Source organism: Mycobacterium sp. NGS33, assembly GCF_059812885.1.
Genome location: NZ_JCALDN010000002.1, coordinates 627,599 through 650,911, shown reverse-complemented (window position 1 = coordinate 650,911; position 23,313 = coordinate 627,599). Strand labels below are relative to the sequence as shown.

Genomic DNA, 23,313 nt, shown 5'->3' with positions numbered 1-23,313 from the left:
CCGACGTCATCCGGCGGAGACCTGGTAGGCGTCGCCGTCACCCAGGCGCGAATCCGGATTCAGCAGCATCGCCGCCTCCTGACGCTTCTCCGACTCGTCATGGTCGAAGCGACGGTTCGGCGGGCGCTCGTACATCGGCGCGCCACCGGCGATCGCCGACGCCAGCCGCCGCTGACCGGCCAGCAGGCGCGCCTCCGCGCGCCGCTGGTAATCCGCGCGCTGCTGCGGGTCGAGCGCGGCGACGAACGCCTGCGGGTGCACCAGCGCCACCAGTCCCGAAACATGGCCGAAGCCAAGGCTTGTCACCAAGCCGGCCTTGAGCGGGAACTTCTCCCCGAGCCGCAGCGTCTCGCGCACCCAGACGAAGTGGGCCGAGCCGGCCAGCTCGTCGTCGACGCAATCCAGGCTGCGGTTCGGTGGGATCACCCCGTCGCGCAGCATCTGGCACAGGCCCATCATCTGGAAGACCGCCGCGCCGCCCTTGGCGTGCCCGGTGAGGCTCTTCTGCGACACCACGAACAGCGGAGCGCCCTCGGAGCGGCCGAGCGAGTCGGCCAGCCGCTCGTGCAGTTCGGTCTCGTTGGGATCGTTGGCCAACGTCGACGTGTCGTGCTTGGAGATCACCGCGATGTCGTCGGCGCCCACCCCGAGCTTGTCCAGCGACCGGGCCAGCGCCGAATCCTTGCCGCCGCGACCGGCGCCCAGCGCGCCCAGCCCCGGCGCCGGGATCGACGTGTGCACGCCGTCGGCGAACGACTGCGCGTAGGCCACCACGGCCAGCACCGGCAGGCCCATCTTGAGCGCCAGGTCGCCGCGCGCCAGCAGGATTGTGCCGCCGCCCTGCGCCTCGAGGAATCCCAGCCGGCGACGATCGTTGGGCCGGGAGAACTTCGAGTCGTGGATGCCGCGGCCGCGCATCATCGAGGTGTCGGCGGTGGCCGCCATGTCACCGAATCCGATGATGGCTTCCAGCGTCAGGTCGTCGAATCCGCCGGCGACCACCAGCTCGGCCTTGCCGAGGCGGATCTTGTCGACGCCCTCCTCGACCGACACCGCCGCGGTGGCGCAGGCGCCCACCGGGTGGATCATCGCGCCGTAGCTCCCGACATAGCTCTGGATGACGTGCGCGGCAACGACATTCGGCAGGACTTCTTGCAGGATGTCGTTCGGCTTGTTCCGGCCGAGCAGGTTGCCGTGATACATCGTCTGCATCGACGTCATGCCGCCCATGCCGGTGCCCTGCGTGCTGGCCACCAGGCCCGGGTGCACCCAGCGCATCAACTCGGCGGGGGTGAATCCCGACGACAGGAACGCGTCGACGGTCGCGACGATGTTCCACAGCGCGACCCGGTCGGTCGAGCTGGCCATGTCCTGGCTGATGCCGAACACGGTCGGATCGAACCCGGTGGGAATCTGCGCGCCGACGGTCCGCGACAGCTTGGTCTTGCGCGGCACCCGAATCTCGGTGCCGGCCTTGCGGATCACCTGCCAGTCGCTGGAGTCGGGCACCGGCCGGATGACGGTGTGTTCCGGATCGAACTCGACGAAGGCGCGAGCGTCGGCCTCCGAGGAGACCACGAACGCGAAGTCCTTGTCCAGGAACACCGACACCAGCAGCGGCGACGCGTGATCGGGGTCGATCGCGCCGTCGTCGACGAATTCACGGATGCCGCAACGCTCCACGACGGTGTCGTGATAGCGCTCGACCAACTCGGACTCGTCGACCAGGTCACCGGATTGCGTGTCGTACCAACCGGGTTGGGGGTCATCCTCCCAGCGGATCAAGCCGGTGGTCCAGGCCAGCTCCAACACGCCGGCCGCCGACAGTTCGTTGTCCACCTCCATCTCGAAGCGGGTCCGCGACGAGCCGTACGGCCCGAGCTCCGCGCCGCCGACGATGACCACCAGATCGGCCGGGTCCACGTCGAGGTCCGCCCATTCCGGGGGTGGCGCCGGGGTGAAGCCGCGCGGCGGGGCCGGCAGCGCGGCAATGGTGCCCTCGGCGGCGGCCTCGTCGGCAGACTCGTCCGACGTTGACGTGGCCTGCTCGCGGGCCTTGGCGGCAAGCTCGGCCATGTCGAGGTTGGCCTCGCCCAGCCCGCCGGTCAGGTCCGCCTTGATCGGCGCGCCCGCCGCGGCCACCTTGGACTCGACGTCGCAGAGCGCCAGCAGCATTGCCGCCATCTCGTCGGTGGAGTAGGTGGTGACGCCGGCCTCCTCGACCGCGTCGACGATGGCGTCGTTGTGGCCCATCAGTCCGGTGCCGCGGGTCCAACCGATCAGCGCGTGCGCCAGGCTGACCCGGGCCGCCCAGGACGACTCGGCGTGCCAGCGGCTCACCAAGGCGTCCAGCGCCGACTTGGCCTCACCGTAGGCGCCGTCACCGCCGAACATTCCGCGGTTCGGTGAACCCGGCAGCACCACGTGCAGCCGGGACGCGATGTCGCGCTCGGCGCCGATCTTCGACAGGCCACCGATGAGCCGCTGGACCGCCCACAGCAGCACCTTCATCTCCATCTCGGAGCGCGAGCCGGCCTCGGAGAGGTCACCGGCGACCCGCGGTGCGGCAAACGGGAACAGCAGCGTCGGGGTCTGCGCATCCTTGATGTGAATCGATTGCGGCCCAAGGCTTTCGGTCTGCTCGGTGCCCACCCATTCGACCAGCGCATCGATGTCGGAGTAGGACGCCATGTTGGCGGCCACCACCCACAGCGCCGCACCGTACCGGGCGTGGTCGCGGTAGAGCCCGCGGTAGAACGCCAGCCGCTCGTCGTCGAGCTTGGACGTCGTGGCGATGACGGTGGCCCCGCCGTCGAGCAGCCGCCCGACGACCGACGCGGCGATCGAGCCCTTGGAGGCGCCCGTCACGACGGCGACCTCGCTGCTGTACGGGCCCGGGTCCGGGTTCTCGGCGCCGGCCGCGATGCGGCCGTACAACGACGCGTGGATCTGGCGGCCCGCGGACAGGGCCTTGCCCTGCCACCAGGTGGCCTGGGTGGCCACCACATGGCCTGCGCCCTCGAACCTTTCGGACAGCTCCACCCACCGGGCATCGATGTCGCCCTCGTCGGCCAGCCACAGCTTGACCAGGTCTTCGCGCGCGCTGGCCCACCGGTCGTCGAACAGCACGGCCTTCTTCGGCTCGAACACCGGTGCCACCAGCCGCGGCCAGTCGGCGCCGAGTTCGGCGGTCACCAGGTCGATGAGCTCGGCGTCGGTGGCCGCCGGCGAGGCGCTGACCGGGTCGTCGAGGCCCAGCTGGTTGAGCACCAGGCGCGCCGCCGAGGCCAGCACGCCGTCGCGGCCGGTGATCTGCTCGGTGAATTCGCCCAGCGCGGCGGCGTCGATGGCCGCACCGCCGCCGCCACCGCCCGAAGACGGCAGCGCCACCGCGATCCCACGACGCGCCGCCACGGAAGCCACCGCGGCGTCAATCGCTTTGTCGACGGAGGCGGCGTCGGCCAGCGCGCCCTCGTGCAGGTGGCCCATGGCGCCACCCCGCACACTGGTGCCCTCACGGGTTCCCAGCGCGACCTCCACCGTGACGTGCTTGGCCCAGCCCTCGCCGAGCTCCCAGGTCTTCTTGACCCGCTCGGCGATGGCGGCCGGCCGCTTGCCGGAGGGCCCCAACACCGTGCGGAGCTGATCGTTAATGGCGTCGGAAAGCACTGGGCCGTAAGGCTTGTAGGTGCGTGCCAGCTTGGTTACCTGCGCGCGCAGCCCGGCCAGGTCGGCTTCGGCGGCGCCGTCGATGGCGCCCAGGTTCAGCTCCGAGCCCAGGTCCACCAGCAGCTGGTTGCGTCGCGACGACGCGCCGTCGGTGATGGATTCGATGGAGTCCAGCTCCTCGATCTGATCGATGCGCATCTTGGCCGACAGCGCGATCAGCGCCAGCGTGGCGTCGGCGGCGTCGAACACGAGGTCGTCCGGTCGTGCCGCACCCGACGGCGCCGTCGGCGCGGCGGGGACCGCCGGGGCCGCCGCGGACGCCTCCGGCGCCGACGCGCTCTCGGCGGGCGCCGCCGGCTCGTCTTCGGGCTCCGGCTCGGGGTCGGTGTCGGTGGCGAACAACACCGCCGCGTCGCGCTCGGCGTTGAGCACTTCGACTGTGCTGTGGGCATATTCGGGCAGCTTGAGGGTGTTGGTGGCCAGGCCCGCGACGGTCGGTGCGGACTTCACACCGATCTCGACGAACCGCTCCACGCCGAGGCCGCCGGCGGCCTCCTCGGTGAACAGCAGGTCCTGGGTTTCGATCCAGCGCACCGGGCTGGCGAACTGCCATGCCAGCAGCTCGATCAGGACGATGCGTGCCATCTCGATGCGCCGTTCGGCAAGCCAGGTGTCGTAGTCGGCGAGGATCGCATCCAGCGGCTCGGCGGGCACCAGGTCGCGGATCTCCTGAATGAAGTCGCGGTCCAGGGTGAACGGACGGGGCACCAGGTTGGGGATGTAGCGGCCGATGATGACGTCGGGATCCTTGTCGCGCGGCATCACTCGGTCCAGCGACCGCCGGAACTCCGCCACACCGACCCGCAGCACGCGCGAGTGGAAGGGCACGTCGATACCGGGCACCAAGATGAACGAGCGCTTGCCGCCGGTGATTTCGCGACGCCGCTCCACCTCTTCCTCGAGCGCTTCCAGGCCGCGCACCGTGCCGGCGATCGCGTACTGGGAACCGCGCAGGTTGAAGTTGACGATCTCCAGGAACTCGCCGGTGCTCTCTGCGATCCCCGCGACAAACCCGGGGACCTCGTCGTCGGGCAGGTCGATCTGCGACGGCCGAATCGCCGCCAGCCGGTAGTTGGACCGGCCCAGCTCATCGCGCGGCACGATGTCGTGCATCTTCGAGCCGCGGTGAAACACCGTCTCCAGCAAGGCTTCCAGCTCGTAGATGCCGGTGACACAGGCCAGCGCGGTGTACTCGCCGACGGAGTGGCCGCAGGCGATCGCACCCTCCACGAAGGCACCTTGCTCGCGCATCTCGGCGACCTGCGCGGCCGCCACCGTGGCCATCGCGACCTGGGTGAACTGCGTCAGGTACAGCACGCCCTCGGGGTGGTTGTAGTGCACACCGCTGGCGATGATGCTGGTCGGGTTGTCGCGCACCACGTGCAGGACCGAGAAGCCCAGGGTGTCGCGGGTGAACTTGTCGGCCTTGTCCCACACCTTGCGGGCGGCCTTGGACCGGGCGCGCACATCCATGCCCATGCCCTTGTGCTGAATTCCCTGACCGGGGAACGCATAGACGGTGTGCGGGGCCGCCAGGCGTGCCGTCGCCGACATCACCAGGTCGGATCCGACCTTGGCGGTGACCTCCAAAACCTCTGCGCCCTGGTCGATTCCGACACGGTCGACGCGGAACGCGACCTCGTCACCGGGCCGCACCATGCCCAGGAAGCGGGCGGTCCAGCCGATCAGCCGCGCCGGCGGGCGGGCCTGACCATCGGTGGCGGTCACCGCGTGCTGGGCGGCGGCCGACAGCCACATGCCGTGCACGATGGGCGATTCCAGGCCGGCCAGCAGCGCGGCGGCCCGGTCGGTGTGGATGGGGTTGTGGTCACCGGAGACGACGGCGAACGGACGCATGTCGACCGGGGCGGTGATGGTGACGTCGCGGCGGCGCCGACGCGGGGTGTCGGTCGCGTTCTGCGAGACGGCACCACCCGCGCGCGTCGGCTCGGTCAGTTCGGCGCCACCGGTGCGACCCAGGATGGCAAACCGCTCGGCGAGGGAGGCGATCACCTGACCTTCGGTATCGGTGATGGTCACCGAGACGGGAACGACGCGCCCCATGTCCGTGTCGATGGCCGCCGAAGCCGTTGCAGCGATTGTCAATTGCGACTGGACCTTCGGCAGCGCGCCGACCATGTGGGCGGCGTGATCCAGATGCACCAGGCTCAGCAGGCCCTCGACCACCGGGACGCCGGCGTCGGTGACGGCCGAGCCGATCGCCGAGAAGACGGCAGGCCAGCACGGCCCGACGAGGGCGTCGGGCACGGTGGTGAGGCTGGGCGCCAACGGTTCTCCGAAGGTGGCCGTGACGCCGGTGTGGTCGGCGACCCGCTCGGGGTCCCAGTCCACCGTGGCTGTGGCCGTGCCGTCGGTGACCGCGGGCAAGAAGTCCGGCCCGTCGACGCCGGCCGCGATGGCCAGCACTGCCCGCATGGCGGTGGCGGCGTCCCCGGTGGAGACCACCGGGGTAGCACCGTCAACGGTGTTGGGCGGCAACGCGAATGGAATGTCGATCCACGTGCCCGACAACGGCACGCTGAGGACGACGCGGTCGCCTTCGACCTGCAGCCGGGCCCCGGTGGACGAATGGGTGGCGCGGCGGCTCTCGGGCCCGTCATGCACAAGCCACTCGGCCGGATCGGCGATCCGATGGACCGGGTTGATCGCGGTGCGACCCGCCCACTGCACGTCCGGGGCGTCCAGCACCACGGCCAGCGGTCCCGTCACATCGGCGCGGCCGGTCCGGCGCGACGTGACGACCACCGGCTCGAGTCCGGCGGCGAGCGCCTCGTCGACGGCCGCCTGCTCGAAGCGGTCCAGCAGTTCACCGACGGGCTCGTCCATCCGGGTGATGCCGGCGACGGCCGCGGTGCCCGGGATGATGCACACCTGATCGGCGTCGTAGCGGGCGTCGTGCGCCTGCCACAGCGAGTCGCTGCGCCACCAGCGGCGCACGTCCTTGTCGATCACCGGCACGAAGTTGACCGGCTTGCCCGGCGTCTTGCACAGCGTGACGAAGAACGGGACGTCGGCCGGGTGCAGCTGCACCGACTCGGCCTCGGGATAACGGTCGAGCAGCAGATCGATCGCCGCCTCGGGGTTCTCCAGCAGCGCTTCGTCGTTGTACATCGTCTCGATAGGACCGAAATCCTGTGCGTGCAACCGGGCTTCGGCCCGCTGCAGCATCTGCTGGAAGCGGTCGCGCCAGGTGTCGGCCAGCCAGGGGCTGCCCGGTGAAGCGGTGTCGGCGGTGGAGTCGCCGTCGCCGATGGCCAGCTCGACGTAGCGCTGCAGCCACCGCAGGTAGGTCATGTCACCGACATCGCCGAAGTACGGCTTGGCGGTGTTGGCCATCGCCGCGATGATCTCGTCGCGACGCTGTGCGACGGCGTCCGCGTCACCGGCGACCTCGTCGAGCAGCCGGCCGCACCGCGAGGCGCTGTTGTCGATCTCATGGATGTCCGCGCCGAGCTGGCTGCGGCTCGATGCCATTCCGCCCGAGGCTTTTCCGGCGCCGATCCACTGGTCGGTGCCCTGGGTTTCGACCAGCATCCGCTTCACCGACGGCGACGTGGTCGCCTCCTTGGCGGCCATCGCCGCGGTGCCGACCAGGATGCCGTCGATGGGCATCAGGGGGAAGCCGTATGCCTGCGCCCAGCGGCCGGACAGGTATTCAGCCGCCCGTTCGGGCGTGCCGATGCCGCCGCCGACGCAGACGGTGATGTTGGAGCGCGACCGCAGTTCCGAGTAGGTCGCCAGCAGCAGGTCGTCGAGGTCTTCCCAGGAGTGGTGGCCACCGGCGCGGCCGCCCTCGATGTGGGCGATCACCGGCTTGGTGGACACCTCGGTGGCGATGCGGATCACCGAGCGGATCTGCTCGACGGTGCCGGGCTTGAAGACGACGTGACTGATGCCGACTTCGCCGAGCTCCTCGATCAGCTCGACGGCCTCCTCCAGATCCGGGATGCCGGCGCTGATCACCAGGCCGTCGATGGCCGCCCCGGACTGCCGCGCCTTTTGCACCAGCCGCTTGCCGCCGACCTGCAGCTTCCACAGGTACGGGTCCAGGAACAGCGCGTTGAACTGGTAGGTGCGGCCCGGCTCCAGGAGCTCAGCGAGCTCCGCGACGCGGTCGGCGAAGATCTCCTCGGTGACCTGCCCGCCGCCGGCCAGCTCGGCCCAGTGCCCGGCGTTGGCCGCGGCGGCCACGATCTTGGCGTCCACGGTCGTCGGGGTCATGCCGGCCAGCAGGATCGGCGAGCGGCCGGTCAGCCGGGTGAATTTCGTCGAGAGCTTGACCCGGCCGTCGGGCAGGCGGACCAGCGTCGGGGCGTAGCTTGACCAGGCCCGCGCCACCTCGGGGACGGCGCCGACGGTGAACAGGTTGCGCTGACCGCCGCGGGTCGCGGCCGGCACGATGCCCACCCCGAGGCCGCGAATCACGGGCGCGGTCAGGCGGGTCAGGATGTCGCCGGGCCCCAGGTCGAGGATCCAGCGAGCGCCGGCGTCGTTGACCCGGGTGATCTCCTCGACCCAGTCGACCGGACGCACCAGGATCGACTCGGTGAGTTGCCGGGCCAGCTCGACGTCCAGGCCGACCTTCTCGGCCCAGCCGCCGACGATGTCGATGCCGTCGGCCAGCCGGGGCGTGTGGAAGCCCACCTCGACCTGCACCGGATCGAAGACCGGCGAAAAGACGTCGCCGCCGCGCAGCTTGTTCTTTCGGTCGGCCTCTTCCTTCTCCGAGATCTGCTGGCAGTACAGCTCGAAGCGGGACAGCTGTTCCGGGGTGCCGGTGATGACGACCGAACGGCGGCCGTTGCGGATGGACAAGACGGGCGGCAGGACGGTGCGCACGTCCTGCGCGAACTCGTCGAGCAGCCGGCCGATGCGGTCGGGATCGGCGTTGGTGACCGACACCATGGGGGGGCGATCGCCGAGGACCGAGATTCCGCGCCGACGGGCCACCAGCGTCCCGGCCGCGCCGATCAGCTGGGCCAACGCCAGCAGCTCCACGTCGCGGGCACCCCCGGCCTTCAGCGCCTCGACGGCGAGAACTCCCTGGGAATGTCCGGCCACGGCCACCGGAGGCGTCGCCTTGAGGTCCATGCCCTGCCGCGCCAGCGCACGCACGGCCGCGATCTGGGTGAGCAGCACGCCGGGTATCGACACCGCGGCGGACGTCAGGTGCTTGTCCGAGGGGACGGGGTCTTCGGCCGCCAGCGCCCGCACCCAGGTCAGCGGCTCGAAACCGATCGGACGGACCACGACGAGCTCTTTGGCCACCGGCTCGAGGAGCAGGCTCACCTCACCGACCAGCGTTGCCAGGTCGGACTCGATGCCGGCCGCCGACACCAACTCTTCGAGCGTCTCCAGCCAAGCGCTGCCCTGGCCACCGAAAGCCACGGCGTAGGGCTCGCCGGCCGTCAGGCGGTCGACAAGGGCGTGGGTGTCCCCGGCTTGTGGGACCTTGCCCTGGCCGTCGCGGTCGGCGGACACCCGGTCGTGCTCGTGGATCGTCACCTTGTCTGTCTCCCCTGTATGCGTCTTTAGGTCTCGTCGTCTGGCGGTCACCACCGCCTGGCGGGGCTCTGTCGATGCGGCGTGGTTCGGCGTCGAATCACAGCCGGAAAAACGGCCGGCCGGTGCGTTGTCGGCGGACCGCCTCAGTGGTGCGAAGCGGCGCGACGGACTCCATCGGCTGTACTAAGAGTGTCATAAGGATCGGCGCTTGTTTCGCGTGCTGATCGGTTACTGGTGAGTTCTACGCATGGGTAACCGTGTCCTGGGTAACACGCGGTTTCAGCGGCGGCACGGACCCGGTTAACAAACCCGCTGCATGCAGGTGGTTACGGTCGAGTAGCTATAACTGCGCAGATCAAGGCAGTCTTGTTATCGAATCGTTATATAAAATTTTTGGGTCGCGGAGCGCCGTCATGGGGCCTTCGGCGGCGACGGGCGACGAATGCCCGCTCGCACCCCTCCGGAAAATGAGCGAACGAGTGTTTGCTGGAAATTTTAAGAGTCCGGCGCCCCGGCCGGTCTAGACGACGGGAGCGGGGCCTAGGCCCACTGCCCGAATTCGGGCTTGAGGATCTCGTTGATGTCCACGCCGACCCCGCCGACGCTGCGTTTGTCGATTTCAACCTGGTGCAGATTGGCCGCCGGGTGGGCGTATCCCTTGGGCGAGCCCCAGTTGTGCTGCCAGAAGTAAGAGCCCAATCCATCGTGCAGCGCCCAGTCGATGGTTTTCGAATTGGCGTACACGCCTGTGCGCTGATGACCGATCACCGACTCCCACGACCGCAGATACGGCGCCACCTGGCTCTTGTACTGCTCGTAGGAGGGGTCGTCGTCGATCGAGGCGTAAATGGGTGCGCTGGCGGGCCCGCCGGCCGCGGCGTGCAGCTGCATCCCGCGCTGCGCGTGCTGCAGGCCGGCGTTGGCGCCGCCCAGCCAGTCCGCGGTGCTGCCCTTGCCGTACTGATAGCACGACACGATCTTGAGCCCGTTGCTATTGAGGTCGCGCGCTTCGGCGACCTGGATCGGCTTGCCGAGCATCCAGTTGCCGCCGGGGCGACGATCCGAGACGTACCGGATCGACCCCACCGCCCCCGCGGCCCTGATCTGGCTGGCCGGAATGACCCCGGCCGCGTAATCCAGCAGGGTGCCGAGCGAGCCCGACGCCGGTGCGGCGCCCAGGGACGCTCCCGCGGCGCCGAGGCCCAGCAGGGCCGGGGCGGCGGCCGCGAGTTTGAGCAGGTCGCGTCGCGAAACGGAGGACACAAACCACAGGGTACGACAGGAGCACCATATGACACGTTGATCACACGGGTCACATCTGTATCACAACGCCGCCTGGTTCGTTTGAACGTGCTCGGGGAGCACGATGACGCTCACGGCCTCCAATCCGCGACGAGCGGCCTGCTGGGCGATCTCCTCGAGGAAGTGCGCGGCCGCCGGGCTGATCGAGGCCGCCCAGGCGCGAAAGCCCTGCACGATCACCGGGTCGTGCTCCAGCAGCGGTCGCACTTCCCGCAGCACAGCGACGACGTCATCGGGCAGCGGGTCGGCCAGCTGCTGGTCGATCCAACGGCGCGCAAGCTCGGCCGCCGCCGAATCGTCTTCGCCGAGCGCGATCACGTCCGCCGCCAGGCTGCGCAACCGGGCGAACAGCACCTCATGGCCCGGCGTCTCGGCCAGCCGCGACAACAAGGTGCTCGCCGCGCTCGGCAGCACCATTTGCCCGAACAAGGCGGGAACCGGTAACTCCCACTCCTCGAACAGGCCCGCGTACATGGCGGCGACCGGCGCCGACAGCGGGGCGCTCAGCCGGCCGATCACGCCGATGCTGTCGCGGTGCGTCGTGGCCAACCGGTGCAGGATGTGTTCGTTGAGGTCCGTGCCGGAACATTCGGTGGCGGCGCAGGATTGGTCGATGGCCCGAATCAGTTGGTCGAGCCGATCACGTTCCTGGATCAGCAGCGTGCGGTGCTGGTCGAGCAGGCCGGCCAGCGTGCTGTGTCCACCCTGCATCAGCCGCTGAATGTCGTTGATACCGACGCCGAGGCTTCGCATCAGGTCGATGCGCAACAAGTCGAGAACCTGCTCGACGCCGAAGACGCGGTACCCGTTGGACAGATGTTGCGCGCGCAGCAGACCGATTTTCTCGTAATGGCGAATACGGCCGGAAGCGATGCCGGTCAAGGCCGTGACGTCGCCGATCAGCAACTGCTCAGCCACCCCTTGACCTTACAACTGTGACAAGGTCTGTACTGGGCGGATGGAACACGGTCAGCTGATCGACCTGACCCGGCGCGCGTTGAAGTTGGCGCGGGACAAGACGACCGACCTCGCTCCCGAGCAGCACACCGTCGACGCGCGGGACTACACGGGCATCGAGCGACACGACCTGGACCGGGCCATGCTGCTCGCCAGTCCTCAACTGGTCGGCTACGTCTCGGAACTTCCCGCTCCCGGCGCGTATTGCACCAAGACGGTGATGGGGCGGTCCATCCTGCTGACCAGAACGTCCGATGGATCGGTCCGGGCGTTCGACAACGTGTGCCTGCACCGCCAGTCGCAGGTGGTGACCGGATGCGGCACCGCCAAGCGGTTCACCTGCCCGTACCACGCCTGGACGTACGACAACACCGGGCGCTTGGTGGCACTTCCGGGACGCGAGGGGTTCCCGGAAGTGACCATCAAGTCCGATGGCCTGACCGAACTCCCAGCCACGGAGTTCGCTGGATTCCTTTGGGTGGCACTGGATCCCGGGGCGACATTGGATGTGGCCACACACCTGGGCCCGCTCGCCGAGGAGTTGGACTCGTGGGGCATCGGGCGGTGGTCACCGCTGGGCGAGAAGGTGCTGGACTCCCCGATCAACTGGAAACTGGCGATCGACACCTTTGCCGAGAACTACCACTTCGCCACCGTCCATCAGCAGACCTTTGCCACCATCGCGCGCAGCAACTGCACGGTGTTCGACTCCTACGGGCCGCACCACCGGCTGATCTTCCCGCTCAACACGATCCTCGAGCTCGACAACGTGCCCGAGGATCAGTGGAATCCGTTCCACAACATGGTGGTGATCTATGCGCTGTTCCCCAACATCGTGCTGTCGGTGACCATCGCCAACGGCGAGCTGTTCCGTGTCTACCCCGGCGACCGGCCGGGCAGGTCAATCACCGTCCACCAGAACGCAACTCCGCAGAACCTGTCCGACGAAGCGGTGGCCGCCGGCGCGCAGGCCGTCTTCGAGTACGCGCACGCCACCGTGCGCGACGAGGACTACCGGCTGGTCGAGGGGCTGCAAGCCAATCTGGAGTCCGGCGTGCGCGATCACCTGGTGTTCGGCCGCAACGAGCCGGGCTTGCAGCATCGCCACATCACGTGGGCCCAGGCGCTCTCGCACTCAGCCGCCGTCGGCTGACAGCACCGCGATCAGATCATCGAGAAGCTTTGCCAGCGCACCGTTTTCGACGGGCGCCGAGCTGAACAGCAGCTCGACGGCGTCCTTGCGCCGCCCGGCGGCCACCAACGGCACCACCTGATCCACCATCGCCTGCAGTCCGGGTTCCGGCGGCGCCAGGTTCGCGACGGTGGTGGACAGCACCTCGACGAGTTCCCAGTCCCGGTAGAGCGCGAGGGAGCGCTCGTTGAAAGCGAAGCCCGTCACCGGTTCTCCCCACATGGTTCCGCGGTAACGGTAGGGGCCCTCCATGTACTCGATCGGCAGCCCGTGCGCGGGGGCGGGCACCAGCGGCTCCCCCACGAGGTCCAGTTTCAGTGTGGGACAGGTGATCCGGTGCCGGTCGGGCATGTACCGCGCCGGCGCGAGCGGTCGCACCAGGGGCCGCACGGCCTCCGGCCATCGCACGTAGCTGCTGACCGTGACCTCGATGTCTTCGGCGCATTGCGGTGCGATCGCGGGGTCGGGGTGACTTGTGGTGATGCCGGTAAACGGCTGCGGCGCATTGGCGTTGACGCGGTCGAACTGGCGCCAGATGCTCAGGTCGACGCCGTTGTCGAAGTTGATCGTGCGCCATTCGTGGGACCTGGCCCGCGGGTCTCCCCCGGATCCGCCTCCGCCGGCGTACTTGGGAAACCACTGCCGATCGACGTGCCCGCTGGCGCCGGATACCTGCTGGACCGTGTCCCCCCACCGCAAGGTGCCGGTCATCGCCATTCCGGTCTGGAAATAGGAATAGGTGTCGCTTTGACCGAAGCAGACGATCTTTCCGTTGTACGTCGATGCACCCACCGGTGTCGGTGCGCGCGTGGGTGTTACGGCCAGATCGAGTCGCATGGGGCGACCGCACTGATCCGTTCCGACCAGGCTGACCCGGTAGGTGTAGGGCAGCAGTTCGCCGTCGCCGCTGCGACCGGTCGTCCACGACGCGGTTCCCGCGCTGCTGTGATAGGTGATGTCGAGATGGCCCGACGCCATCGTCATCTTCGGCTGGGCGCCCGGCTCCATGTTGGCCGGCGGCATGTCGTAATCGGTGAAGGTGCCGTAGTCGCCGGTGTCGAGGTCGAACAGCGCCATCGTGTAGAAGTCGGCGACCACCGTCCCCCCGGGCCGGTTCTTGTTGAAGATGGTCAGGAAGGCAAACGATCGATCGGTCTCGGCGGCGTCGAGCTGGCCGGCGATGAACCAGGTGTCCGACTCCTGGTCGGCATGTTCGCCTTCGGCGGCGGGAAACTCCAACTGGTCGTCGCCGGGCACCAACTGAAACGGGTAACTGCGCCAATCGCTGGTCATATCGGGCCTCGCTGCTTTTTTCGCTATGTTAGCGTGAATAGCGAAATTGCGGTCGCGGACCGATCCCCTGAGGAAGTGCCCCGATGACAAAGACTTCCGACCATCGCTCCTATAACGAGGTGTTCATAGGGGGCCAATGGCGCAAGCCCGTCAATCCCCAGCAGCTCGCGGTGATCTCGCCACACTCCGAGGAGCCGGTCGGGCATGTCCAGGTCGCCGGCCCCGAGGACGTCGACGCCGCCGTCGCGGCCGCCCGCCAGGCGTTCGATCACGGTCCGTGGCCGCGGATGAGCCATGCCGAGCGGATGGCCAAGGTCGAACAGCTCGCCGGAATCTACGCCGGCCACGCCGACGAGATGGCCGACCTCATCACCGACGAGATGGGGTCGCCGCGCAGCTTCAGCCGAATGGGCCAGGGGGCGGCCGCGGCGGCGCTGATGCACCTTGCGCTGGCCGCCGCCCGCGAGTTCCCGTGGGAGGAACGCCGCCAGGGCGTGCTCGGCGAAGTACACCTGCGCAGGGCTCCGGTCGGGGTGGTCGGGGCGATCGTGCCGTGGAACGTGCCGCAGTTCCTGATCATGCCCAAGCTGATCCCGGCGCTGATCGCGGGTTGCACCGTCATCATCAAGCCGGCGCCCGAAACCCCGTTGGACGCCTTGTGGTTGGCCGAGATGATCGAGCAGATCGGGTTGCCCGACGGTGTTGTGTCGGTGCTGCCCGGCGGCCCGGAGATCGGTGAGGCGCTGGTGCGTCATCCCGGGGTGGACAAGATCGCGTTCACCGGTTCCAGTGCCGTCGGGCGCCGGATCGCCGCGCTGTGCGGCGAGCAGCTGAAGCGGGTGAGCTTGGAGCTGGGCGGCAAGTCCGCGGCCATCATTCTCGACGACGCCGACATCGGCAAGACGGTGGCCGGCCTGAAGTCCGCGGGACTGATGAACAACGGTCAGGCCTGCGTGGCGCAGACTCGGATCCTGGTCAGCGACCGTAAACATGACGAGGTCGTCGACGCGCTGGCCGGCATGATGTCGGCGCTGAATGTCGGTGACCCGACCGACGAGTCGACGGACATCGGACCGCTTGTGGCCCAACGACAACAGCGCCGCGTCCAGGACTACATCAAGTCGGGCCGCAGCGAAGGCGCTCGCGTCGTGCTCGGTGGCGAACAGAGCCCGTCCGAGCGCGGCTGGTATGTGCAGCCGACGTTGTTCGCCGACGCCACCAACGACATGCGCATCGCCCGGGAAGAGATTTTCGGTCCGGTGCTGACCGTGCTGCGTTACCGCGACGAGGACGACGCGATCCGCATCGCCAACGAAACCGATTACGGCTTGGCCGGTTCGGTGTGGACCGCCGACATCGAACACGGCCTCGAGGTCGCGGCCGCTGTCCGCACCGGCACCTACGGCATCAACATGTACACCTTGGACATCGGTGCACCCTTCGGCGGCTTCAAGCAGTCCGGCATCGGGCGCGAGTTCGGGCCCGAGGGCTTGCACGAGTACGTCGAGCTGCAGACGCTGATCTGCAAGGGGCAGCTGCCGCCGCTCTAGGGTTTGCGGTTGTCGGGACCGCCGTCAACTACGCGGTAATCAGTGTGTGCCGCAACGTGTTTCGACTTCGATGCCTTGCCGTCGTGGCCGGTGCCGCATCAAGTTAGTTGGTTGGTGGTGGTTGGGGTTGGAAGGGGGTGTACCACCACCACTGGGCGCGCTCGCCGGTTGGTCCCGGACAGGGCGCGACGGTGGGTGGGGGTGTGGTGGGTGGGCGGGCCAGCGATCCCGGGCTCAGCACGCGCCCGGCGTCGTCGCGGACGACCAGTGCGTGTGCGGGTCCGGTGATCTCGAGGCTCCCGCGATGGTGCAGCCGGTGATGGTACGGGCACAGCAGCACCAGGTTGGCCAACTCGGTGGGCCCACCGTCTTCCCAATGCCGGATGTGATGGGCGTGCAGCCCACGGGTCACACCACAACCGGGAACCACGCAGCTGCGGTCGCGATGCTCCAGCGCGCGGCGCAACCGCCGGTTGATCAGCCGGGTCGCCCGCCCGGCGCCGATGACCTCGCCGTGACGTTCGAACCAGATTTCGCCCGTGGCGTCACAGGTCAGGTAGCGGCGTTCGGCGTCGGTGAGTAGCGGACCCAGATGCAGTGCCGCGGCGGGCTTGTCGACATCGAGGTGCACCACCACGGTGGTGTGCTGCCCGTGCGGGCGCCGGGCCGCCTCAACATCCCAGCCGGCCTCGACCAGGCGCATAAACGCCTCCACGGTGTTAGGCATCGGGGGCCGCTGATCCAAGGTCCCCGCGCCGTGGTCGCGTTGCCATTCGGCGATCAGCGCCTCGCGGTGCGAGGCCACCGCGGCGTCGAACTTCGCGGCATCTAGCTGGCTCAGGGTGATCCGATAACAGCTGCCCGCCTCGGTGGCGGTCGCGGTGAACGAACCCTGGGGCTCGGGCCCGGGTGGGGGGTCGGGTCGGGGTTCGAGCTTGATCGCGGTGCGCAGCTGAGTCACCGTGGCCACGTTGGCCAGCTGCTCGTAATGGGCATCAGATCCCGCGCCGGCGCGCGCGGCGATCACCCCGACCTGATCGACCGACAGCCGGCCCTCCCGCAGGCCTTGAGCGCAGCGCGGGAACTCCTGTAGCCGGCTCGCGATGGTGGTGATCGTGTGCGCGTGCGCCGGCGAGCAGCCCGTCTTCCAGGCCACCAACGCCGACACCGACCGCGCCCCGGTCATCCCGCACAACTCGTCGCGCTCGATCTCGGCCACGATCTCCACGATGCGCCCATCAATCGCATTGCGCTGACCGCTCAACTCCGCCAACTCCTCGAAGAGCACCTCGAGACGTTCCTTCGGGGACGCTTCGACGCTGGCTGCAGTCGCGGTCGGAGACATGACGCAGTCATCGCAGCCGGGTACGACAAATGCGGCCCGCCCGATTCCCGACCCCAATGTGGTGTGCGCAGGCGCCCCTATGAGACCCCCGGCCGCCACCGCGGGTCGCGGCCAAGCCGTGCCAAAAGCCTTGCCTGCGCATCCGTCTCGTCGCCGACCAGGATCGGCGCACCGAACATTCCGGTGGCCACCAACACCCGCGGATCCTCCGGCAGGCCGGCGCAAAACAGCTCACACCACTCGAGATCCAGCCGATCGTCGGCGCCCACCGCGCGGGCAAGGTCCCAGGTGTGCACCAACACGTCACGGGTCAGATTCGGCACCAGCCGGTATTCGTCGAGTTGTTTCGGTCGACCCGAATCAAACGCCGTCGCCAGCGCGTCATAGGTCACTTGCCATCGGGCCTGCGGGTCGCCACTTGGCCGCGCGGGTTTCAACCCCAAGGGACGCAACAGAAGTACGTCGTGAAAACCGATCACGTGTTCGAGCACCCCGCGGGCGTCCCACGCATCGCACGGGGACGGACGGTCCCATTTGCCGTTCGCCGAGGCAACCGCCTCGCCGAACCGCCGGCAGGCCGTTAAGTGCCGTTCGCCTACGTCCATCCATCGCCCGAGCACTCTGGTAGCTGCAGCGTCAACTCGACCGGACAGCACAGCGCGCCGTGCTGATTGGTCACCTGGATCTCGATGTCGACCAGACAGCGCGGCGGGTCCTCCGAGGTGTCCCGGCGCTTCGCCACGGCCCGCCCCCGACCGATCATCGTGTCGCCGGCATACACCGACCCGACCAGCCGCATGGACCGGCGCACCACCCGGGAGCGCGGACCCGCCCAGTCGGTCGCCACGCGGTCGGCGAACCCCGCCAGGTGCATGGTGTTGACGTAGATTGTCGGATTACCCTGCGCCTGAGCGTAATTCGGGTCGAAATGGCCGGGGAAATAGTCCCACGTCGCTCCGGCGTTCTCTACCACCCGCTGATAGCTGATGTGGTCGATCACTTCCGGCAGGTCGACGGGGACGGTGATCGTCGCCCAGTCCAGGCCGTCGCCGGTCACGACGCCGCGCCGGGGGTGAAGCGGAACAAGGTGTTGCGGTTGGTGGCGACCACGGTTCCGTCCTGGCGACGATAGGTCTCCAGCGTCTCGACGAAATGGCCGACGCCCAGCCGCGTCCGCTTTTCTGGTGACACCGATACCAGCTCGTCGACTGCGGTCAACACGTCGCCTTCAACGATGGGCTGCGGAAACTCAACCTCGTTGGCCGCGTTGATGAATGTGGTACCGGGCAGCGGCACCCGCAGGGCGATCAACGAGACAGTGCTCCGACCGCCGGGCTGCCACGGCGGTGCGATCAGCCAGCCCATCAACAGCGCGGGCGGTGCGAGCAATCCTCCCCACTGCCGCCGGGCGAACTCGGGATCCCAGTACGAGCGGTTGCCGTCGCGCACCATCGCCGCGAACAATTGGATGCGTGCGGCGCTGACCGCGGTTCCGGCGATGCGCGGCTCGCTCCGCGCGCCCACCATCCGCAGCGCGTCGTCGTACGTGCCGTAGGTCAGCCGCTGACTGAAGTCCTGTTCCACGTATCGGTGCCGCTTACATCACGAGGGGGTGGCGACTCGGGACCGAATCCCACTGCAAGGTACGCGAAGTGAAGTACCAGCCACCCCGCTCATAGATCAAGGTGTCGCGGAAGGTCCCGGTGGCCCGCAGCGTGGTGTCGCCATACATCGCGGCGTAAAGCACGGCGACGCAATGCTGAGTCGCGGTGACCCCGTCGACGCGGATCTCGTGATCGACCGTGACAAGTCGTTGGTCGTCGCCACCGTCGAAGGCCGAACGCAGGTCGCTGAACACCTCACCGTCGCGGGTATAGCTGGCTCCGGCATGGCGGAAGGTGGAGATCCAGCGGTCGCGATCGCCGTCGGAGTAGGCCCGATTGTGCCGGGCATTCAGATCCAGGATGGCGCCGCGTGCGGTGGCGGCTTGCAGCATTTGCTGTTCCTGATAGGTCATGGTCATCGCTTCCAGCCTCTCTCAGAAATGACTGCCGACAATGGGCTGACGGGACATTAAGGCAACTCGTCGACTATTACGTGACATTAACGGAACCTAACGGCGAACGACATACCCACTACTTTCACGATCCCACGCTCCCGTACCGGCGCCCCGTTCGCGCAATAAGTCTTTGCGTATCCGGCCGATCACGTTCTTCGGCAGTTCGCTCACGGTCTCCACGAAACGCGGCACGCAGAAGTACGGCATGCGGGCCGCGCAGAAGTCGAGCAATTCCGCGAAATCCAGTGTGGCACCGGGCCGCAGGGTGACAACCACCAGCACATCGTCCTCGCCCAACTCGCTGGGCACGCCGACCGCGGCGGCCTCCGCCACGGCGGGATGGCTCATGACCACGGCCTCTACTTCGACCGAGGAGATATTCTCACCGCGCCGGCGCAACGCATCCTTGATTCGGTCCACATAGGTCAGATTCTGATCACGATCGAGGCGCCCGAGATCGCCGGTGCGAAACCATTCCGGATGCGGTTTTATCCGCGCATCCGAGCCGACGTAACCCTCGCTCATCACGTGCGGGCGCCTGGGCCGACAGGCGATTTCACCCACGCCGTCGGGGGGCAGTGGATTCCCGTGTTCGTCGAGGATCCGCACTTCGAAATCGGGATTCGGCCGGCCCGAGGTCCCGGGAATCCCGTCGTCGGCGACGGTCTTGACCGCGATGGGAAACGCCTCTGTGAGCCCGTACATCGTGACAATGCGGCAGCCGTACCGCTTTTCGATGTCGCGGTAGGAGCCTGCATCGATCGGCGCGGCGGAGATGAACCGCAGCGGCAGCCGTGCATCACCCGGATCCGCGGGCAGATTCTGCAACATCGTGACCATCGCCCCGGCACCGGCGAATCCGACGGCGCCGCGGGCGCGTACGTCGTCCCACACCTCGCCGGGGTGAAAAGCCCCGGACAGCACCGTCGTTGAGCCGACCAGCAGGGGCACCAAAATGCTGGGTGCCGCGCTGAGGTGAAACAACGGCATCGCCGTCCACAGCGCCTCGCCCTCGCGTAATTGCCAGGCCGATGAGACGGTGGCGGCCACCGAAAACAGGTAGTGCCATGTCGTGGCGACCGCTTTGGACGGGCCCGTGGTGCCCGAGGTGTAGAACAGGCAGGCGAGGTCGTCCGCCCGGCCCGGGCCACCGGTCGGCGCATCGCCGGTGCGTTCAATCAATGCCGCGGTCAGCGAATCACCCTGCACCACAACGTTCGTCAGGCTCTCCGCCGCGTCGGCGACCTCGGCGGCGCGGGGCCGGCGTTCGGCATCGGTCAGCATCACCTTGGCCTGCGACAGGCGCAGGGCGTGCAACAGGAAGTCGCCCTTGTTCGCGGCATTGATCGCCGCGCTCACCGCACCGATCCGCGCGGCGCCCAGCCAGAAGTAGACCCATTCCGGACACGTGCCGGTGAACAACGCGACGCGGTCACCGCGTCCGACACCCAAGTCGGTCAACATGTTTGCCGCCGCGCACGACCGCCGACGCATCTGTTCGAAGGTCACGTCCACATCGGCGATCGACATCATCACCCGATCGGGATGCTGCTCGGCACGCCGATCCAGCACGGCCGGCACGGTGAAACTGTCGACACCGAAATCGGCGGGACCGGGCATCAGGGTTTCGTCAAGCTTTGGCGGCCGCCGGATCCGGCTCCCCGTCGGCGCTGTATCCGAAGTCCGAGGGCGAGGGCTGCTCCCCCGGGTAGAAGCGGTGCGCCCAGCGGCGCAGGGCCGCGTAGTCATGTGCCTCTTCGGGGGCCAGATTCGGCTTCTCCAGGTATTTCATGTTCTCCCACGTGAAGAAGTCCTGTTTGATGACCTCTTGCTGCAGGGCGAGGAACCGGGCGGCACGACCGGTGGGCACGTCACCGCTGTCGCCCGGTTCCCGCACGGACGCCTGCGTGTAGAAGTAATCGGTGTAGTCCTCGTCGACCGGCGTCTGGCCGGTGACCTGCACGGTCGCCACCAGCTCGCTGGGGAAGCGCACCACGCCGAGCCCCAGCGAATAGTTGTCATAGATGATCTTGGCGTCCACCGGACCGTTCGGGGTCAGCCACGTCTGGGCGCGGCCCCCGCCGAAATGGGCGTTGACCGTGGCGTGCAGGTGATACCCGGCCACCTCGAACGACGCCGTGGTGGCCGGATTGGCGGCCTTGTGCACGTATTGGACGTGGTAGGGATCGGCGGCGTTTTCGATGATCATCTGCGGATGCACCTTGACCCGGTTGAGCATCTGGGTGTGCGGGTGCAGCGAGTAGTACTCGTTGGTTTCCAGTTCCGGCAGGACCGGCGGCTGCCAGTACGGCGCCCGGCCGTGCCGCTCGTGCCAGGCCAGGATGAAGCCGTACCACTCCATGCTCGGATAGGTCCGGATGCGAACGTTGTTCTTGCACCCGATCTTGCTGTAGGGAATCAGCGCGTTGGTTCCGTCGCCGCGCCAGTGCCACCCGTGCCAGGGGCAGACGATGTTCTCGCCCTCCACGGTGCCGCCGACCCCGAGGTTGGCCCCCAGATGCTGGCAGTAGGCCTCCATCACGTGGACCTGGCCCGACTCGGTGCGGAACAGCACCAACTCCTCGCCGAAGTAGTGCGCGCGCCGGACCTGGCCGGGAGCCAGATCGGTGCCGAAGGCGACGATGAACCAGCCCGTCGGGAAACGGTAGGTCGACAGCGCGATACCGGCCTGCCCGAACTCCCGTTCCGAAGGGTCTGACCCTGGAATCGTATTCGTCACAAGAACTCCGTTTCCCACGCGGCCGGGCGCATCTGGGCCGCTCTTACCTCACCGCGTTTCGACGACTAAGGTCTATTTTTACTATTTTAGACATTGAACGTCAACGCGGCGCCGACCGGGCGTCGCGTGGCGCCCGAGCCAATGGGGGTTCGCATGACGGCAGCCGCGGTGGACCTTTCCGATTTCGCTTTGTGGCGTAACGGTTTTCCCGACGAGCTGTTCGCCGAGTTGCGGCGCACCAGGCCGCTGTTTCGGCACGACCTGACACCGGGCGTCGCCGACACCGTCCAGCGCCAATTCTGGGTCGCCACCAAACACCGGCATGCGGTCCGCCTGCACCGCGACACCGACTCGTTCACCGCGGCCGACGGCCCGCTCATTCAACCGGTCGCCATGTTCTCGGCGTCCCCCACGATCATCACGCTGGACCCGCCCGACCTGAACAAGCGCCGCAAGCTGATCTCCAACGCCTTCAACCCGCGTGCGATCGCCAAGCTGGAGAACGGCATCCGGGAGCGTGCGGCGCGGATGATCGACGGCCTGCTCGCCCGGGGCGGCGGGGACTGGATCGACGACGTCGCCGACGCGCTACCGATGACGGTCATCGGCGACATCATCGGCATCCCCGAGGACGACCGGCCGCGGATATTCGAGCTGTTCGACCGCATCCTGAAGGCGCTTGCGCCCGAGGAGCACCCGAGCGGACATGTCGAAACCGAGCTCTTCGCGTCGGTCTTCGAATACGCGATGGAGCTCACCGCCGAAAAGCGGCGCAATCCCACCGACGACATCTGGAGCACGCTGGCCTCCGCGGTGATCACCGGTGACGACGGCGAGCAGTTCAGCCTGGCCGAAAACGAGCTCGAGTTCTTCTTCTTCGTGCTGGCCTTCGCCGGCAGCGACACCACCAAGAACGCACTGGCCATCGGTCTGCAGGCGTTCGTCGCCAACCCCGAGCAGATGGAACGCTATCGCGAGCGGGAAGAGCTGCGGGCCGGCGCGGTCGAGGAGGTGTTGCGCTGGGCGTCGCCGGTGGCGTACTGGACGCGCACCGCGAAGGTCGACGTCGAGATGGACGGCCAGCACATCGCCAAGGGCGAGCGGGTGGTGTCGACCCTGCGGTCGGCCAACCGCGACGAGGAGGTCTTCTCCTCGCCGTTCACCTTCGACATCGGCCGACAGCCCAATCCGCACGTGGCGTTCGGCGGCGGCGGACCGCACCACTGCCTGGGCGCGATGCTGGCCCGGGCCGAACTGCGCGCGGTCCTGGACGAGCTGTTCCTGCGTTGCGACGACATCGAGATCGGTCCGGCGAAGGTGGCCCATCCGAACCTGACCACCAACATGTCGATCTACGACGAGATGGCCATATCGCTGACCGAGCGGCGCTGAGTCAGGGGCGCCGACCGACCGGCGTCAGTCCTGCAACCGCAACGCGGCCTTGGGACATTGGTCCACCGCCGCCCGCACGTCGATCTCCAGGCGCGGCGGCACCGGGCCGTCCGCGATCTGCACGACGTCTTCGTCGCCCAGCTCGAACACTTCCGGCGCAAGCGATTCGCAGAAGCCGTTGGCCTCGCACAAGTTCTCGTCGACCGTCACGCGCATCAGACGCCCTCC

General features: G+C 68.0%; 15 protein-coding genes. 3 read left to right on the top strand and 12 right to left on the bottom strand.

Going from position 1 to position 23,313, the window contains the following annotated elements:
* Positions 1-6: 6 nt before the first annotated feature.
* The 3 genes from AC5Y5B_RS07050 to AC5Y5B_RS07040 all read right to left on the bottom strand — a co-directional run bounded on the left by AC5Y5B_RS07050 (position 7) and on the right by AC5Y5B_RS07040 (position 11,475).
* Positions 7-9,255 carry a fatty acid synthase subunit beta domain-containing protein gene (locus AC5Y5B_RS07050; RefSeq protein ID WP_500004584.1) on the bottom strand — a complete coding sequence of 3,083 codons (9,249 nt, stop codon included), beginning with the start codon at positions 9,253-9,255 and terminating at the stop codon, positions 7-9.
* A 540-nt stretch (positions 9,256-9,795) separates the two neighbouring features.
* The gene (locus tag AC5Y5B_RS07045) at positions 9,796-10,518 is read right to left on the bottom strand and encodes a DUF1906 domain-containing protein (RefSeq protein WP_112631766.1); all 723 of its coding nucleotides are present in this window, start codon (positions 10,516-10,518) and stop codon (positions 9,796-9,798) included.
* A gap of 60 nt (positions 10,519-10,578) precedes the next feature.
* Positions 10,579-11,475, bottom strand: a complete 897-nt coding sequence (locus tag AC5Y5B_RS07040) for a MerR family transcriptional regulator (RefSeq protein WP_500004582.1) — start codon at positions 11,473-11,475, stop codon at positions 10,579-10,581.
* A gap of 40 nt (positions 11,476-11,515) precedes the next feature.
* Between AC5Y5B_RS07040 and AC5Y5B_RS07035 the strand changes: the two genes are divergently transcribed.
* Positions 11,516-12,667, top strand: coding sequence for an aromatic ring-hydroxylating oxygenase subunit alpha (locus AC5Y5B_RS07035; protein WP_500004580.1), 1,152 nt, complete (start codon positions 11,516-11,518; stop codon positions 12,665-12,667).
* Here the strand turns inward: AC5Y5B_RS07035 and AC5Y5B_RS07030 are convergent.
* Entirely contained in the window at positions 12,650-13,999 is a 1,350-nt protein-coding gene (locus AC5Y5B_RS07030; RefSeq protein ID WP_500004578.1) for a lipocalin-like domain-containing protein, read from the bottom strand. The two genes, AC5Y5B_RS07035 and AC5Y5B_RS07030, sit on opposite strands and share 18 nt — an antisense overlap.
* A gap of 83 nt (positions 14,000-14,082) precedes the next feature.
* On the opposite strand from AC5Y5B_RS07030, the gene AC5Y5B_RS07025 reads away from it, so the two are divergent.
* Entirely contained in the window at positions 14,083-15,549 is a 1,467-nt protein-coding gene (locus tag AC5Y5B_RS07025) for an aldehyde dehydrogenase (protein WP_112631770.1), read from the top strand.
* Positions 15,550-15,652: 103 nt separating this feature from the next.
* Here AC5Y5B_RS07025 and AC5Y5B_RS07020 read toward each other — a convergent pair whose 3' ends face one another.
* The 7 genes from AC5Y5B_RS07020 to AC5Y5B_RS06990 form a co-directional block, all read right to left on the bottom strand.
* Positions 15,653-16,894, bottom strand: a complete 1,242-nt coding sequence (locus AC5Y5B_RS07020) for an HNH endonuclease signature motif containing protein (RefSeq protein WP_500004575.1) — start codon at positions 16,892-16,894, stop codon at positions 15,653-15,655.
* A 77-nt stretch (positions 16,895-16,971) separates the two neighbouring features.
* Positions 16,972-17,499, bottom strand: coding sequence for a maleylpyruvate isomerase family mycothiol-dependent enzyme (locus AC5Y5B_RS07015; RefSeq protein ID WP_500004573.1), 528 nt, complete (start codon positions 17,497-17,499; stop codon positions 16,972-16,974).
* Positions 17,490-17,951: a MaoC/PaaZ C-terminal domain-containing protein gene (locus tag AC5Y5B_RS07010; RefSeq protein WP_500004572.1), complete on the bottom strand. Its 462-nt coding sequence runs from the start codon at positions 17,949-17,951 to the stop codon at positions 17,490-17,492. Before AC5Y5B_RS07010 ends, AC5Y5B_RS07015 begins: the two co-directional genes overlap by 10 nt.
* The gene (locus AC5Y5B_RS07005; protein WP_500004570.1) at positions 17,948-18,478 is read right to left on the bottom strand and encodes a MaoC family dehydratase; all 531 of its coding nucleotides are present in this window, start codon (positions 18,476-18,478) and stop codon (positions 17,948-17,950) included. Before AC5Y5B_RS07005 ends, AC5Y5B_RS07010 begins: the two co-directional genes overlap by 4 nt.
* A 13-nt stretch (positions 18,479-18,491) precedes the next feature.
* Entirely contained in the window at positions 18,492-18,917 is a 426-nt protein-coding gene (locus tag AC5Y5B_RS07000; RefSeq protein WP_112631775.1) for a nuclear transport factor 2 family protein, read from the bottom strand.
* 90 nt (positions 18,918-19,007) lie between these two features.
* Positions 19,008-20,573 (bottom strand): AMP-binding protein, encoded by a 1,566-nt coding sequence (locus AC5Y5B_RS06995; RefSeq protein ID WP_500004567.1) that lies wholly within the window; start codon positions 20,571-20,573, stop codon positions 19,008-19,010.
* Positions 20,574-20,583: 10 nt separating this feature from the next.
* Complete coding sequence (locus AC5Y5B_RS06990; protein ID WP_500004565.1) at positions 20,584-21,693, bottom strand: aromatic ring-hydroxylating oxygenase subunit alpha; 1,110 nt, start codon at positions 21,691-21,693, stop codon at positions 20,584-20,586.
* A 93-nt stretch (positions 21,694-21,786) separates the two neighbouring features.
* Here AC5Y5B_RS06990 and AC5Y5B_RS06985 point away from each other — a divergent pair, with 93 nt between their 5' ends.
* The gene (locus AC5Y5B_RS06985; RefSeq protein WP_430917906.1) at positions 21,787-23,085 is read left to right on the top strand and encodes a cytochrome P450; all 1,299 of its coding nucleotides are present in this window, start codon (positions 21,787-21,789) and stop codon (positions 23,083-23,085) included.
* A 24-nt stretch (positions 23,086-23,109) separates the two neighbouring features.
* Here AC5Y5B_RS06985 and AC5Y5B_RS06980 read toward each other — a convergent pair whose 3' ends face one another.
* Positions 23,110-23,301 (bottom strand): ferredoxin, encoded by a 192-nt coding sequence (locus AC5Y5B_RS06980; protein WP_064884705.1) that lies wholly within the window; start codon positions 23,299-23,301, stop codon positions 23,110-23,112.
* Between the last annotated feature and the right edge of the window lie 12 nt (positions 23,302-23,313).